Source organism: Leucobacter shiyiweii (assembly GCF_052446065.1).
Lineage (GTDB): Bacteria > Actinomycetota > Actinomycetes > Actinomycetales > Microbacteriaceae > Leucobacter.
Window position 1 is genome coordinate 2252834 of the sequence record NZ_CM127080.1, and the last position, 15500, is coordinate 2268333.

The following is a 15500-nucleotide window of genomic DNA, read 5'->3' on the forward strand; positions in this document are numbered from 1 at the left end:
TTACCCTAATCATCTGATGAATGCGCAAAACTCACGCGTCCCTGTTGATGCGATAAATCGAGCCGTTCCAGATTTGTCTGGTGAATGGGTTGTTCTGCACACCTGCGGAGAGCAATGGTGTTAGTTTGCCTTTCACTCGACCACCATCGGATCGATTTTGATCTCCTTGGCGCTATCGAGCACCACACACAACCGCTGGCCGAGGCGCTTTCTGATCCAACCATCTCAACTGGATCTGTCGTGTTGGCAACCTGCAACCGCTTTGAGGCCTATTTGGATGTCCCCTCTTCCGATCGGGTGGACTTGACTCTCAGTCGAATTGCAGCAATCACCGGCGTAGATTCCCAGAAGCTTCGCTCCCTCGCCCGGGTTCATACTGATCTTGACGCAGCCGAGCACTTGTTTTCCGTCGCTGGTGGCCTTGAATCGGTGGTGGTGGGAGAAGGCGAGATCGCTGGCCAGGTGCGTCGCTCCCTGGAGCAAGCACGTGGAGCCGGTTCAACGACGAGCGAGCTCGAACGGCTCTTCCAATTTGCCGCCCGTACATCGCGAGATATTAAGCACCGAACGGGCGTTCAAACGGCGGGTCGGTCTCTTGTGCGGCTTGCACTCGCTATGGCTCAAAGCCGGATTGGTGACTGGTCAACCTCACGAATCCTGTTAGTTGGCACGGGAATGTACGCCGGGGCAAGCCTTGCGGCTCTTCGCGCTCGGGGCGCTACGGATGTTGCAGTTTACTCACCTTCCGGGCGCGCTGAACAATTCGCCCGTTCACATGAGATTCGTGCAATACAGGGCTCTGAACTCGAAGCCGCAGTAGCGGAAGCTGACCTCATCATCACGACAAGTCTCGCGAAAGAACCGATCCTTCCTTTAGAGCTCTTCGAGAAGACGCAGCGACTCGCCCGCGGCCCGTACTGCGGGACTTTGCGTGGCCGACCCTACACTTCGACCATCGTTCAACCTCGTCTCGTGATCGATCTTGGAGTGCCACGAAACGTTGATCCAGAAGTAGTCCGGCTCCCTGGTGTCGAGCTTCTCGATCTTGAACTTATCGCAAAGCACGCCCCGATTGAGGAACTCAGTGCTGAGGCTGAAGCCCGAGAAATCGTCCAGGAAGCGGTGAACGAATACGCCGCTCTTCGCGCTGAATATGACGCAGTGCCCGCTCTTGTCGCCTTACGCGAACACGTTCACGCAATTCTCAACGACGAAATACAGCGGGCAAAATCCTCAGCGTGCAGCGCAGCGGAGTCCTGCCCTTCCGCCCCTGGTCACCCGGCGAGCGTTGAAGCAGCACTTCGACACTTCGCGGGTCGACTGCTGCACGCGCCTTCCTTACGGGTGCGGGAACTCGGGCGAGCTGGTGAGGCCGAGAGGGCTTATTCAGCGATCGAATCACTGTTCGGCTTGACTGCGGTTCCGGAACATGCCTGAAATGGGCCGCAGACGCCGATCCGAATAAAGACCCTCGTGTCTTCGGCGCTGTACCGAGAACTTCGGCATCATCCCTTTGGGGGCTAGATGCGAAGCCAGTATTACCCGACTTAGCGATACGCGAGCGCTGCCCGTCGCACCGAGAGTCCCACCCGATCCCCTACGCGAGGGAGATGTGTTGCTACGACCCGGGTTCGGGCTTGACTGCCACCGCGAAGTCGCACCTCTAGGAGCGCATCATGTCCGGCGTACGAGACCGAAGTGACTTCCGCCTCAACTCCGGATGGATCCAGCTCGATCCACTCCGGACGGAGCACCACCCGCACCTCGTCGCCCTGTCTCACGCTCTCGTCCATCAGAACTGCGGGGAGTTCACCAAGGCCGCAACTCACCGAGTTGACTCCCCATCGGCCTGAGAGTTCCACGGTGCTGCCGACAAACCGTGCAACCCACGACGTGGCCGGACGCTCGTACACCTCGCGGGGAGTTCCCCGCTGCAAGATCCGCCCGCCCATCATGACAGTGATGTGGTCTGAAAGAGAGAGGGCTTCTTCCTGATCGTGAGTCACCAGAAGCGCGGTTGATCCTTGAACTCGAAGCAGATCGAAGACCTCTCTTCGCAAGGCCACCCGGAGCATCGGGTCAAGGGCTGCAAACGGCTCATCCAGTAGCACCACGGATGGCCGGGGTGCTAGTGCTCGGGCGAGAGAAACTCGTGGTCAAGTCCCGTGGAGTGGTGTAACCGTTTCGTGATCCTTCAAGGTTGTGGGGCTAGTTTTCGTTGTGGTCGCAGATGCTGGCGGGGAGATCGTTCGCGGCGACGTAGTGCCGCCCAGTAGTTCGGGCATCGGTGCTCATGCTGCGGCCTCGAGCTCGGGAAGAGCATGGTGCTCGATCGTTTCGGTGTCTACGAGCGTGAGGCGGCACCTCGCGAGGACGTCAAGACCGAGGTAACGGCGTCCCTCAGCCCATTCGTCGGACTGTTCTGCAAGGACCGCCCCGACGAGCCTGATGATCGCGTCGCGGTTTGGGAAGATCCCAACGACATCAGTGCGACGGCGAATCTCGCGGTTCAGGCGCTCGTTTGGGTTATTCGACCAGATCTGCTGCCACACATCTTTCGGGAACGTGGTGAACGCGAGGATGTCAGCCCGGGCAGCATCGAGGTGGTCGAACACCTCAGGGAGCTTGCCCTCGACGTAGTCCAGGAGCCGATCGAACTGCGCCTCAACACTTGTCCCATCAGGCTGGTCGTACACGGAATGCAGCATCGCTTTGACCGCTGGCCACATGCTCTTGGGGGTCACTGCCATCAGGTTCGCGGCGTAGTGTGTGCGGCACCTCTGCCACGACGTCCCGGGGAAGTTCGCCCGCATCGCTTCCACGAGGCCTGCGTGCGCGTCAGAGGTGATGAGTTTCACCCCGGTGAGGCCGCGAGCGACGAGGTCTGCGAAGAACGTGTTCCATGCCATCGTGGTCTCTGCGGTCGCCACTTGCATGCCCAGGACTTCCCGGTGCCCGTCAGCGTTCACCCCGGTCGCGACGAGCACAACAGTGTTGATCACGCGCCCGCCCTCACGAACTTTCATCGTGAGCGCGTCACACGCGACGAACGTGAAGGGCCCTGAGTCGCCCAGGGGTCTCGTGCGGAACTCGCGCACGTGCTCGTCCATATCGGCGGCCATCCGGGAAACCTGCGACTTCGACAGGGAATGGATGCCGAGGGTCTTCACGAGCTTGTCCATCCGTCTCGTCGAGACGCCGGCGAGGTAGGCGTCAGCGACGACGGTGATCATCGCTGCTTCTGAGCGTTTGCGGCGCTCGAGGAGCCACTCGGGGAAGTACGTGCCGGAGCGGAGCTTCGGGATCGCGACATCCACGGTTCCCACACGGGTATCGAGCTCGCGGGTGCGGTATCCGTTGCGAGAGTTGAGGCGCTCGGGAGAGGGTTTGCCGTACTCGGCACCGCAGACCGCGTCGGCCTCTGCAGAGAGGAGCGTGTTGATCATGGTTTGGAGCAGAGTACGCATCAGGTCAGGAGACGCGTCGCCCAGAGCGTTGGCGAGGACAGTGACAGGGTCGACAATAGAGGGAGTGGTCATCGGTGTGACACCTTTCGAGTGGGATGTGAGAGTTTCCTCGAAGGAAGATCCCGGTGGCCACGCTTACGTTTGCTGGCCGGGATCGTTACACCACTCTACGGGGCACTACTAAACTCGTTGCGCCTGTCCACCGGAGAGCTGGGAGGGAGACCGTTCCAAGAGTTCGGAGAGACCGACCAGTTCAGCGAGGTCAGTTACCCTGGCGGACCGAGAAGGACCTTTGGGTAACCCGAACCCAATATTATCGCCCACACTGAGGTGAGGAAAGAGTGACGCATCCTGGGGCACCCACCCAATTCCACGACGTTCAGGAGGCACGCTCACTTTCGCAGATGACACGAGCGACCCTGCCACTTCAATCGTTCCTTCTGAGACTGGAAGTAAACCCGCGATTGATCGCAGTAGTGTGGTTTTTCCGCAACCGCTGGGACCGAGCACTGAGGTAATTTTGCCGCTCGGGATATCGAGGTTGATCCCGTCAAGGACCGATTGGTGTCCGTACTTCACATGGAGGCCGTCGATCCTGACCCAGCTCACGGTTTCTCCTTCGCCAAATTTCGAATGCCAGACAATAGGTAGGTAGGCACTGCTGTGAGGAACACCAGCGCCGCCGCGAACGGGGCTGCGCTACCGTACTCCAACACCGAAGTTCGGTTCCACAGTTCGACGGCGAGCGTAGATACCCCGGTCGGCCGAAGAAGAAGTGTTGCAGGTAGCTCTTTGAGAACTGCGATACCGACAAGAAGTGCACCTACACCAATTGCCGGGGCGGCAAGCCGAAATGTTACCCGCTGCCAGACCACCCGCGGAGAGAGACCCTGCGTCCGCGAGACGTCAATCAAGCTCTGCGGCACTGCGGCCAATCCGCTTCTAGTCGATCCGATCGCCTTCGACATGAACAGTACCGCATACGCAAACACCAGAAGAACGACTGTTTGATACAGATACGGCACAACCGATAAAGAAAAGAATACAAGCGCGAGACCAACGACGATACCGGGCAACGCATGGCCCAGGTATCCAACAGACTCGATAACTGAGACGATACGACCACGAAAACGTGCCGAAAGAACTGCGATCGGAAGGGCGAGGACTACTGCGAAGAAAGCGCCCCCAACCGCAAGCAGGATGGTCGCTCCGACCGCGCCGAATAATCGCGGGCCGTCAATCTCCCGAAGGGTCTCCGCATCAGTCAGCTGCAGCAAAAGCCCTGACAGCGGGACGCCGACCCCAATGACAGGAGGCGCTAGCACGAGAGCAAGCAGGATCGGTACCCAGGCGTTTCTCACCGGCTTCATATCGGGTTTTCGGCCCGCAACAGTCACAGCCTGGCGACGCGTCAGTCTCTCCGAAGCGACAATCAACAAAGCAAAGATGACCAGAACAAGTGCCAACAAGGCGGCTTGATTTCGATCGAAGCTTGAACCGTAGGCAGACTTAATTCCCCACGTGAGAGTTTGGTACCGCAGCATTGAGACGGCTCCAAATTCCGAGAGCGTATATAACGCAACCAGGAGAGCCCCGGCCGTCGCCGCAGGTCGTACCCTGGGCCAAGTTGCCACACGAAAGGCTCCGATTGGCCCTCTGCCAAGAGTTCGGGCGACCGCTTCCACGTCGTTGGAAGGTCCTCGCAAAACTGCTGAGACTGGTAGTACCACGTATGGAAGGCAGACTGCCGTCATGACTAGCCAGCTCGGAAAAAATCCGTTGAGGCCTGGGGCAAAGACCAACCATCCGTAGGCTGCAAGATAGGAAGGGACTGCCAGCGGGAGCGCGGACAAGAACAACCAGACTGATCCTCCCGGAAGTCGAATCCGGCTCACAACAACCCCGATAGTGGCCCCAAGCCCGAAGCAGGTGACGGTCACTGCCACGGTCAAAGCTGCTGAGTTGAGTGCAAGCTGCAGCACGCGCTCCCGGAAGAGCGTGTCGACAAGCGTCCTGATACCAGCATCACCGATGCGGACAAACAGGTACGCCAACGGTATCGCCGCCGCAGTGGCGCACACTGCGGCGGCGATGATCAACCAGGCTGGTGCCCGCCCAACAGCTGACCGTTGTTGGCGGCTACTCTTCCCCGACGGCAGCATCACGGTTTCGGGAACGCGACTGCAGGTTAAATGAGACCGTATTTCTGAAGCAGTTCTTGCGTCGCAGCAAGGCTCTTCAGGTCAGCGAGATCGAGTTCGGGGTTCACTAATGTGTCGAGGCCCGGAAGGCCTTCTGGGGCGGCTACCCCCTCGATGAGCGGATACTCGAAGGTTTCTGCAACGAAATACTCCTGTGCCGGAGGTGAAAGAAGGAAGTCGATGAACTCCAGCGCGTCGGCATCAGTCGATGTCGAGCTGAGCATCCCAGCCCCTGTCACATTAACGATGGATCCGGCATCACCAGATTCGGGGAACGCAAGCTGTGCCCGCATATTTGAGGCCCCAAGCTCAGACGCGAGCCTGAACCAGTAGTAGTGGTTGATCAAGCCAGCATCAACCACCCCATCGTTGACAGCTGACAGAATTGCACCATTGCTGTCGAACAGCTGAGGTTCGTTCGCGGCAATTGATTTCACCCATTCGTCCGCCTCGGCTTCACCGTTTAGCTCCCGATAAGCAGTGACGAACGATTGGAAGCTCGCATTCCCAGGCGCGATCCCCAAGCGATCCGCCCAGATTGGTTCTGTGAAGGCATCCACAGTCGTCGGCACCTCAGCCGGACTCAGCTCGTTGCTATCAAAAACAATGACCCGAGCACGACCTGTCACTCCTACCCACGTATCGTCGGTTGATGTGAATCCGGGAGTAACCCGCTCGGTTATCTCTGCGGGCAGTGTGGCAAACAGTCCGCGGTCCGCCAATGCGCCGAGAGCGCCGGCATCCTGCGATAGGAACACCTGAGCCGGGGTCCGTCCGCCTTCTTCCATAAGCAGGGCGCCGAGTTCGGCTGTGTCGCCATAGCGCACATCTACGGCAATCCCGCTCTGTTCTTCAAACATGTCAATCAGCGGCTGCACGAGCTCTTCGTTGCGCCCGGAGTAGAGCGTGAATTCCCCATCGCTTAGTTCCTCTCCGGTTGAGGCTTCCGGCGCTTCAGGTGAATTCGAACTGCACCCCACCAGGAGTGCCGCTGTGATAGCGGCCAGTGCGAGCATGGATAGAGAACGCGTCTTTTGCATAAGTAAACTCCGAGAATTGGTGAGTCAAGCCTGTAAATTGCGGACGTTCCGATTTAGGTCATCCTTACATTCATCAGATGTTATCACTTCATGTAATGTTCTGTGACCCGGGGCGAAACGTCTTGCCTGCCAGCAAGACGGAGCTCTGTCCCAACTCCATGGATCTTCGATTTGGCGCAAGGTCCGTCACGATAGGAAACTTGCGACTGAGCATTCCCAAAGCGCCTCGGAGTACCCGGTGCCCACATGACATTTTTGCCACTTCACGACACCACTCGGCCTGCCGGGGGGGGGAGGGGGAACTAGACGTCACCGATCTGAAACTGGAGGTCTGCAACGCCCCAGGAGGGTTCATCTTGCAGATCTGGTTTCTGATAGCCACGCGGAGCAGATTGATATGTTCTCAGGACCGCAGAAGACTGGCCTGCTTCCGAAACCTTGCCTTTCTTTAATCAAGCCGCGCCGGTTTGGCGAAACAGGCTCCGACAGAAGTGCGGGCAAGGCGTTCAGGCTCAGCGTGTTGATGCAAGCATCCTTCGCGCTCAGTTTTTTACTTCTGAGCTACCCGAAACACTCCTCGCTTCTTGGCCGGATGCGAAAGGGGCCGCATATGACTACAGCTGAAGTCGCCGTACCCGGCGATAGTAGTGCCCCGTAAAGTGGTGTAACGAACCCTGGACAAACCGGCCCGCTGAAAGACCAGCGTGGCCACCGGGGACACCTTCGAGAAGCCTTCTAACTCTCACTCGAAAGGGCATCACACCGATGACCACTCCCTCTATTGTCGACCCTGCCACCGTCCTCACCCAAGCCCTCGGCGACGCATCGCCGGATCTGATGCGCACCCTGCTGCAAACCATGATCAACACACTCCTCTCCGCCGAAGCTGACGCGATCTGCGGCGCCGAATACGGCAAGCCCTCTGCTGACCGAGTGAATTCCCGCAACGGGTACCGCACCCGTGAGCTCGATACCCGTGTCGGAACCGTAGACGTTGCGATCCCGAAGCTCCGCTCCGGCACGTATTTCCCCGAGTGGCTCCTCGAACGCCGCAAACGCTCTGAAGCCGCGATGATCACCGTCGTCGCTGACGCCTACCTCGCCGGCGTCTCTACCAGGCGCATGGACAAACTCGTCAAGACTCTCGGTATTCACGCACTCTCGAAATCGCAGGTCTCCCGTATGGCGGGCGACCTGGACGAGCATGTGCACGAGTTCCGCACCCGCCCATTGGGCGAGGCTGGCCCGTTCACGTTCGTCGCGTGTGACGCGCTCACCATGAAAGTGCGCGAAGGCGGCCGCGTCGTGAATACCGTCGTGCTCGTCGCGACCGGCGTCAACCATGACGGGCATCGCGAGGTACTGGGGGTGCAGGTATCGACCAGCGAGACCGCGATGGCGTGGAACATGTTCTTCGCGGACCTCGTCGCGCGCGGCCTCACCGGGGTCAAGCTCATCACCTCTGACGCGCACGCAGGCTTGGTGGAGGCTATGCGCGCGAATTTCCCCGGGACGTCGTGGCAGCGTTGCCGCACCCATTACGCGGCGAACCTGATGACGGTGTGCCCGAAATCGATGTGGCCGGCAGTGAAAGCGATGCTGCATTCTGTCTACGACCAGCCCGATGCCCCGAGCGTCGAGGCACAGTTCGACCGGCTCCTGGACTACGTGGCCGAGAAGCTCCCCGATGTGCACGAACACCTCGATGGTGCGCGAGCGGACATTCTTGCGTTCGCTGCGTACCCGAAAGATGTGTGGCAGCAGATCTGGTCGAACAACCCGAACGAACGGCTGAACCGTGAGATCCGGCGGCGCACTGACGTGGTCGGGATCTTCCCGAACCGGGCCGCGATCACCCGGCTCGTCGGGGCGGTGCTTGCGGAGCAGTCTGACGAGTGGGCTGAGGGGCGACGCTATCTCGGTCTCGAGGTCCTTGCACGCTGCCGGCTCACCCTGGTGCCAGAGATCACCGAGGAGGAGGTGATCACGGGGCTCCCGCTCGTGTTAAGCGCGTAATCCGATCACTTCTTGAAGGGACTCCGTTACACTACTCCACGGGACCTGACCCCGGCGATCCACCTGTGAGTGAAACGAAGGCCCGCACGACAGTTGTTGCTACCCGCAAACGCCCATCAAGGAAGCGAGCCCTCTCCGATCATGGCACCTGACAAAGGCACCGGTCCGGGTGCCGATGCGATCCCTGCCGCACCGCATGCCTCGAGTACGGGCGCGCCCACCGTGCCGCGAAGAAAGCCAGGATCCCGTTCAACCCACCCGCGCACCTCGGTGCCACCAGGCTCGAGCACATCACCTGCGTTGCGTTGACACGAAAGGAAGATGCGGCCTGAGAGTACGCCACCGAAACATCGAGCGCGGCGCACAGGTTGCAGGCCGAACGTTCGCGGCCGTTACGCCGTTTCCAATGACTCTCGAGAGGAGGACGGCGAGGCGGTGTGACTGAAGACGAAAGTCACGCCGCTGTATCACCTGAAATCGATTAACTGGTTCATTCAATATTAGAAAAAACTGATTTAGTGGTTTGTGGTAGTAGCGGGAGTGGGCAATGGATAAGAAAAAGGATGGGACTCTCGCGGATTCGCTGCATGTTCACGGCCTGACCGCGCGCCCTCACTCAGGCGCAGATCTTGCGGTCGAGGACAGCGAGGAGGTTGTTATCGCTGGGGCCAGGCGCCTTCAGCGAGCACCTCGCGCGCCGCAGATTGTGAAGACTCGGGCGCAGCGCCCTGATGTTGCGCAGCTCTACATCGTGCCTAGCATCACCCCGGGCACCTTCCGCCTCGGCATCCAAAATACCCTTTCACGATCTTCGTTGGCACGTTCGATGGCTGTTTGGTGTGGAAGGGGACACGTCTCTCGCGAGAGTCGGTGCCGCATAACCCGGCGCAGCGCGGCAGGCAACCGTGGGCGAGATGGGCGGTGATGCGCGCGCTGCTTGCGCCGGTGGCCCCCATGCACCAAGTGGAACTTGCCGAGGCCGTGGGGTCGTCTCAGGCATCAGTGTCAAATGCGCTTCGGGCGCTCGCGCCGCTCGTTTCCCCGCAGATGATGGATGGGTCGCGGCAGACCCTGAAGGCATTTGGGAACGTTTCCCTGTGACCTACCCTGGGGTAGGTGCCGCTCGTACGCATTGGTACTCGCTGGATACACCAGTTGAGCAGGCCAAGAAGGTGGGCACCGCGGTCCTGGACGCGAACCCGAACGCACACATGCTCTATTCCGGAGATATAGGCGCAGACATGGTGGCGGGATGGCGGGTGCCAACGCGGAGCGCAGTGCATGCCGATCACGCGATCAACCCAGAGACTCTGGGGTTCACGCCCACGAGCAACAACTAGTCAACTCTCGATTTCGTGATGCCCCACGATCCGACGATCTGGAACACCTCGAAGCTCTTCTCGAGCGACTCAGTGGCGGAGCCACTCCTCATCGCGAGTGAGCTCAAGTTCAGCCCGGCAGTCGAGGTGGATGATGCCCAGGAACATCTGAAGCGCAGGACGCTCGAGCGGTTGAATGAGGTGCTGCGATGATCAGCGAGAAACGGCAGTCCTATGCCCTGATCAGGTATAACTGGATAACTAGAATATCGGTTGCGTGGCCATGACCCGAAGAACTCTCTGTGGACCTGCGTCCTAACTCAGTTGTTGCGGCGGTAGCGCTCGAGGATCCCGATGAATTCATCTGCCATTTCGAGGTGCTGCTGCAACCGCTCCCTGCGCTCACACGCGTCACGGAGTAGCCCTTCGAGCGCCACCCTTGCCTGCGCAGATTGAGGGTCAGTTTCGATCTCGTCGAGCATGCGCAGGAGATCCGCCATTTCATCCAGACTGAATCCCAGTGGCTTCATACGGCGAATCGCGAGAAGTCGCTCAAGATCCTGTGCGGTGTAGAGCCGGTACCCGCCTTCGCTTCGTCCCGATGCCCGGAGGAGCCCGATCTCGTCATAGTGCCGAAGCGTTCGCAGCGAGAGGCCTGTGGCGTCCGCGAGATCGCCAATGTGAAGCGTCTGCTGCGATGTGGGAGTCGTCTCACGCATGAATGTCCTTTCGACAACGACAACCATACCCTTACGTTAGGGTAGGGTTGTTCAGGTTGGTGCAGCACTCCGCTTTCTCATCGTGACGGTTCAACGCGAGCACCCATCTCAGTACATTCTCTCGCGATCAGGGCGAGACACCCCATCGACGAGACACACGCCATCTTGAAAAGGAGTCGCCCATGTCGACGAGCCTGCATACCGCACCCGAACGCGGAGTCAGTCCGGAGCAACGCCAGTCGGTGCTCCGGACGTTGAAATCCCCACGCCTACTCAAGACCGAAGTTCTGGCTGGCCTAGTGGTCGCGCTCGCGCTGATTCCTGAAGCAATCGCGTTCTCGCTCATTGCCGGTGTGGATCCGAGACTCGGCCTCTTCGCTTCGTTCACGATGGCCGTCTCGATCGCGTTCCTCGGCGGCCGGCCCGCGATGATCTCCGCCGCTACCGCGGCAACGGCCCTGGTGATCGCTCCTCTCGTTGCGAGCCACGGCGTCGACTATTTTATCGCCGCGGTGATTCTCGCCGGCATTTTCCAGGTGATTCTCGGGGTGGTTGGGGTCGCGAAGCTCATGCGCTTCATCCCGCGCTCAGTAATGATCGGGTTCGTGAACGCGCTCGGGATTCTGATCTTCATGTCGCAGCTGCCCGAACTGATCGACGTACCCTGGCTGGTCTACCCGCTGACCGCGCTTGGTCTGCTGGTGATCTACCTGCTGCCGTATGTGACAAAGGCGGTGCCAGCACCGCTTGTCTCGATCGTGCTCGTCACGCTTATCGCGATCGTGTTCGCTCTGAACGTGCCGACCGTTGGTGACAAGGGCGAGCTGCCTGAGTCGCTCCCGACGCTGTTCATTCCGAATGTGCCACTGACCTTCGAGACGTTCCAGATCATCGCCCCCTTCGCGCTCGGCATGGCACTGGTGGGGCTGCTCGAATCTCTGATGACGGCGAAACTCGTCGATGACATCACCGACACCCGCTCAAACAAAGTTCGCGAATCGTGGGGGCAAGGGGCTGCGAACATCATCACTGGCTTCTTCGGCGGCATGGGCGGCTGTGCCATGGTCGGGCAGACGATGATCAACGTACGGGCCTCTGGAGCACGTACCCGGATCTCGACGTTCCTCGCGGGAGTATTCGTTCTGATCCTTGCGGTGTCGCTCGGCGATATCGTTGCAATGATTCCGATGGCGGCGCTGGTGGCGGTCATGATCTTTGTCTCGGTGGCAACATTCGACTGGCACAGCATCAAACTCTCGACGTTGAAGATGATGCCCAAGAGCGAGACCGCCGTCATGGTCATCACCGTGGTGCTCACCGTCTGGACCCACAACCTCGCCGTCGGCGTAATCATTGGTGTGATCGCTGCGATGATCGCGTTCGCGCGCCGCGTCGCCCACCTCGTGACCGTGGAGCGCAGGATCGAGGAGCACTTCGGCGAGCAGATTGCAAAGTACGAGGTGAAGGGGGAGCTATTCTTCGCTTCCTCCAACGACCTCTACACGCAGTTCGAGTACGCCGAGGATCCCGACCACATCGTCATCGACATGTACAACTCCCACCTCTGGGACGCATCGACGATCGCCGCCCTCGATTCTGTCACTGACAAGTACGAGCGGTACGGCAAGCAGGTCGAGGTGGTTGGCCTCAACCCAGCGAGCCTGAAGATGCGAGATCGTATGGGCGGCCGGCTCGGCGGCGGCCACTGAGCGAGATACGAAGACCGTCTGGTTGCTTCCCGAGCCACTGTGTTTTTCCTATTCCAGCAGGCTTTCTGATCCGAATCGACCTGAGACTACCGGAGGGTCTGTTTCCACACACAGGACAGCTGCATACCAGCTCGGTGTATGTGCGACTATGGGGCGCGGGACTACCACTAGGCAAGGAATCACCACTGCATAGGCATAGCGGTGTGAGCTACGACAGCACCTAGGCCAGGGTGATGGTTCTTATATCTCGCTGTGCTTTTATATCCTTTATATCTTCCGCTGGGCGGCCTGCCGAGCACCAAATTAGTGAGCGCGTGCCCGCTCGCAGCATGGGCATCGATCATCCCCTACTCAATCGCAAACGCGGCCACCTCATCCGCGATGCCAGTGTGGATGAATAACAGGCCAACCTCGAGCCCTACGCTCTCTATATCGAAAATCGTTTGGATCTTCTGCCGTTGCGATTGTGGGTCCTTCTCCGCTTCTCAAAGATGCGCGTTGATCCGATCCCAGGACCCTTCTCCCACATAAAACACTAGGCCAGTGCGCGGGTCCTGGAACACATAGACATAGTAGACAGATGCGTCGCGACTTCATGTGGAATTTGAATGGGCCCACTTATGGTCCAAGCATGGGTCGGACTTGCTGGCTCTCGTTTGCATGGACGGAGCGGCTGCGTATAGCTACAGCTGAAGGCGCTGGAAAAATCTCGCGCTTAACCTGGAAAACCATTTCGGACGGGTCCGCGGATCCCTTACGGGACAAGGGCTCCGGGATTCCACGAAACAACCGCCGCTACAGAACCATCCGGCTGTAGCGGCCGACTGCTCTCAACGGCACCGGGTGCGGTGCCAGAGTGCGTACCCGATGGGTAGCGAGTCTCCACCTCGGAGGTGCACCCTACGAACCGTCGAACAGGCCAATGCGATAGGCCTGCTCAAGCGCAGCGCCTTGCGATTCGACGCCCAACTTGCGATAGAGACCGGCAACCTGTTTCTTGACGGTAGAGAGAGCGAGGTGGAGCTTGCGCGCGATCTCCGCCTGGGTGAGCCGCTGATCAAGAAGCACCAGCAATTCCGTCTCACGGACCGTCAAGTCAACCAGCAGTGCAGTGTCGGGAAACCCTCCCACGAGCGAAGCGAATCGGCTCCTGACCTCAGTGGGAGTGAGGTCCAGCTCACGCAGAAGCTCTGGCCAGCCCGGCATCCCGGCGCAGCGCTCGACCAGTGCGCCACGAGCACCTGGCGGCACGGTCGCGAGCGGCAGGAGCGTGCACGCCTGACGCATCTCCTCGACAGCTGCAGCACAGGCGCGATCCACCCCTGCTTCGTCACCAAGCGCTCGCTTCGCGGCAGCCACGATGAGGTGCGCCTCTGCGCGGTCTCGTGACGAAGCACGCGGATCGTGCAGCACGATGTCGACGTGCCGCAAGGCCTGTTCGTAACGCCCTCCCATGAGGAACACTCGCGCCCAGCAGCCATGGGATGACGGCGATCGATCCGATTGCCCATCGAGTACCCCGCGCGCACGCTGCACCTGGCCCTGCGCAAGCAAACTTTCGATGCGCACCCGGTGCACCAGTCGCACGGCGAGCGGACCCAGGCGCCCGACCCCCGTTGCTCGGCCACTGATCTGTTCCAGGGTTCGGGCCGCCGCCGCCGGGTCGTCAGAGAGCACTTCGGTCCATTGCCGAGCACGCAGAACTATTGGCCACAGCTCGGAATCCGGGGCGGTGCTCTCAAGGATTTGGAGGAGATCCCGGGCACGATCCACTTCTAGTCGGTCGAGAGCGAGCATCGCCTCGACCGTCACCGTGAGCACGGAAACGTAGGCGAAGTCCCACACCTCACCGAAAATTCTCTGCGCCTGCTCAAGACATTCTGCAGCCCGGCCCCGCGGCCCGCGGAGTTCTTGCATCAGCCCCATCAGCGACAGCGCGAACGCGGGAACATAATCTCCGTATCCCGGACGCTGCCAGAGCAACGTCGCCTCACGCAGTGACTCCAGGGCCTCCGGCCACCGATCCACAAAGAACAGCAAAATGCCCTGTTCCAGCTTAAAGAATGCGCGATTCCGATCTGATGCTTGTCGACTCTCTGGAGTCGGGGTCTCAAACAGTCGCTGGAGTTCGCCCAGAGTGGCCTGCGCACCCGGAAAATCGCCTCGCAGACGCTGGAATCGCATCCAATTCACTCCCACGTGCACGCGGGCATCTGGGGAACTCAGTTCGCGCCACCTGGGGCCAATCGAAGCCGTGCTCTCAGTGACTTGGAGAGACAGACGCTCGACCAGCATATTGAGGTCTTCCCCCTGAGGAAGAGTGCGGATTCGCTGCATCACTGATGTTGATTCAACATAGACATGAGCGAGCCAGAGCCCCGGAAACTGGTGCAGTATCGGCTCCGGAACAGTTCCAAATGCCGCATGCGTTGCCACCGGGTCGGTGATGATGATTCGCATACCGTAGCGATACCAGAGCTGCTCGAGTTCAGCCCAGTCGCTCGCGAATCGCAGCTGTACCGAAAGCTCGCCGATCAGCGGTTCATCGTCCGCCGTATCAGCGGCGGCAGATCTCAGCATCTCCAACAGGGGCGCGCGGAATCGAAGCAACATTTCGTCCTCCGCCGCTGACTCGAACGTGCCCCCTTCAGCATGACTCAATGAGCCATAGCGCAGCAGTTCGCGGGTGAGCATCTCTCGGGTAAGTGCGGGTACAACCCACCCAGACTGGTCTCGGTGCGCTGCGTCGGGCGCCGGCTCAAGGTACCCGGCCTCCACGAAACGCTCAAGAACCGGGGCCATACCCCGTGCGTCAATCCCCAACACCGCCTGGTCGCGTTCTGCCGGGAAACGCCTGGGAAACGCCCGCTGGAGCAGCTCAATGCTGCGCTCTGTCACCCGATGGAACAAGAGAAAGTGACTCGCGTAGGCGAACATCACAGGCGCGGCGATTGCAACTGCGGGGCCCGCGATGGGGTGCTCGTCGACCTCGAGCTGTCTCTCCGAAGCGGAGTCCATAGCGTTTCTCC

General features: G+C 59.9%; 13 protein-coding genes. 6 read left to right on the forward strand and 7 right to left on the reverse strand.

Annotated elements, in window-relative coordinates; all coding sequences use genetic code 11:
* Positions 1 to 114: 114 nt before the first annotated feature.
* Complete coding sequence (locus ACTNFJ_RS10490; protein ID WP_435907698.1) at positions 115 to 1437, forward strand: glutamyl-tRNA reductase; 1323 nt, start codon at positions 115 to 117, stop codon at positions 1435 to 1437.
* A gap of 110 nt (positions 1438 to 1547) precedes the next feature.
* On the opposite strand, the gene ACTNFJ_RS10495 is transcribed toward ACTNFJ_RS10490, so the two are convergent.
* The 5 genes from ACTNFJ_RS10495 to ACTNFJ_RS10515 form a co-directional block, all read right to left on the reverse strand.
* Positions 1548 to 2006: a TOBE domain-containing protein gene (locus tag ACTNFJ_RS10495; protein WP_433645638.1), complete on the reverse strand. Its 459-nt coding sequence runs from the start codon at positions 2004 to 2006 to the stop codon at positions 1548 to 1550.
* Positions 2007 to 2291: 285 nt separating this feature from the next.
* Complete coding sequence (locus ACTNFJ_RS10500; protein WP_444711774.1) at positions 2292 to 3539, reverse strand: IS256 family transposase; 1248 nt, start codon at positions 3537 to 3539, stop codon at positions 2292 to 2294.
* A gap of 108 nt (positions 3540 to 3647) precedes the next feature.
* Complete coding sequence (locus ACTNFJ_RS10505; protein ID WP_435906221.1) at positions 3648 to 4076, reverse strand: ABC transporter ATP-binding protein; 429 nt, start codon at positions 4074 to 4076, stop codon at positions 3648 to 3650.
* Positions 4073 to 5101: an ABC transporter permease gene (locus ACTNFJ_RS10510; RefSeq protein ID WP_435906222.1), complete on the reverse strand. Its 1029-nt coding sequence runs from the start codon at positions 5099 to 5101 to the stop codon at positions 4073 to 4075. Before ACTNFJ_RS10510 ends, ACTNFJ_RS10505 begins: the two co-directional genes overlap by 4 nt.
* A gap of 554 nt (positions 5102 to 5655) precedes the next feature.
* Positions 5656 to 6708 (reverse strand): iron ABC transporter substrate-binding protein, encoded by a 1053-nt coding sequence (locus ACTNFJ_RS10515; RefSeq protein WP_435906223.1) that lies wholly within the window; start codon positions 6706 to 6708, stop codon positions 5656 to 5658.
* Between the two features lie 765 nt (positions 6709 to 7473).
* Between ACTNFJ_RS10515 and ACTNFJ_RS10520 the strand changes: the two genes are divergently transcribed.
* From ACTNFJ_RS10520 to ACTNFJ_RS10535, 4 genes are all read left to right on the forward strand, one after another.
* Entirely contained in the window at positions 7474 to 8724 is a 1251-nt protein-coding gene (locus ACTNFJ_RS10520; protein WP_435906224.1) for an IS256 family transposase, read from the forward strand.
* 837 nt (positions 8725 to 9561) lie between these two features.
* Entirely contained in the window at positions 9562 to 9825 is a 264-nt protein-coding gene (locus ACTNFJ_RS10525) for a hypothetical protein (RefSeq protein WP_435906225.1), read from the forward strand.
* Positions 9822 to 10064 carry a hypothetical protein gene (locus ACTNFJ_RS10530; protein ID WP_435906226.1) on the forward strand — a complete coding sequence of 81 codons (243 nt, stop codon included), beginning with the start codon at positions 9822 to 9824 and terminating at the stop codon, positions 10062 to 10064. The genes ACTNFJ_RS10525 and ACTNFJ_RS10530 overlap by 4 nt, the downstream gene beginning before the upstream one ends.
* A gap of 15 nt (positions 10065 to 10079) precedes the next feature.
* Positions 10080 to 10256, forward strand: a complete 177-nt coding sequence (locus ACTNFJ_RS10535; protein ID WP_435906227.1) for a hypothetical protein — start codon at positions 10080 to 10082, stop codon at positions 10254 to 10256.
* Between the two features lie 107 nt (positions 10257 to 10363).
* On the opposite strand, the gene ACTNFJ_RS10540 is transcribed toward ACTNFJ_RS10535, so the two are convergent.
* Positions 10364 to 10762: a MerR family transcriptional regulator gene (locus tag ACTNFJ_RS10540; RefSeq protein WP_435906228.1), complete on the reverse strand. Its 399-nt coding sequence runs from the start codon at positions 10760 to 10762 to the stop codon at positions 10364 to 10366.
* A 182-nt stretch (positions 10763 to 10944) separates the two neighbouring features.
* Here ACTNFJ_RS10540 and ACTNFJ_RS10545 point away from each other — a divergent pair, with 182 nt between their 5' ends.
* On the forward strand, positions 10945 to 12471 hold the full coding sequence (locus ACTNFJ_RS10545) for a SulP family inorganic anion transporter (protein WP_435906229.1): 1527 nt from the start codon (positions 10945 to 10947) through the stop codon (positions 12469 to 12471).
* 900 nt (positions 12472 to 13371) lie between these two features.
* Here ACTNFJ_RS10545 and ACTNFJ_RS10550 read toward each other — a convergent pair.
* Complete coding sequence (locus tag ACTNFJ_RS10550) at positions 13372 to 15489, reverse strand: helix-turn-helix transcriptional regulator (protein WP_435906230.1); 2118 nt, start codon at positions 15487 to 15489, stop codon at positions 13372 to 13374.
* Between the last annotated feature and the right edge of the window lie 11 nt (positions 15490 to 15500).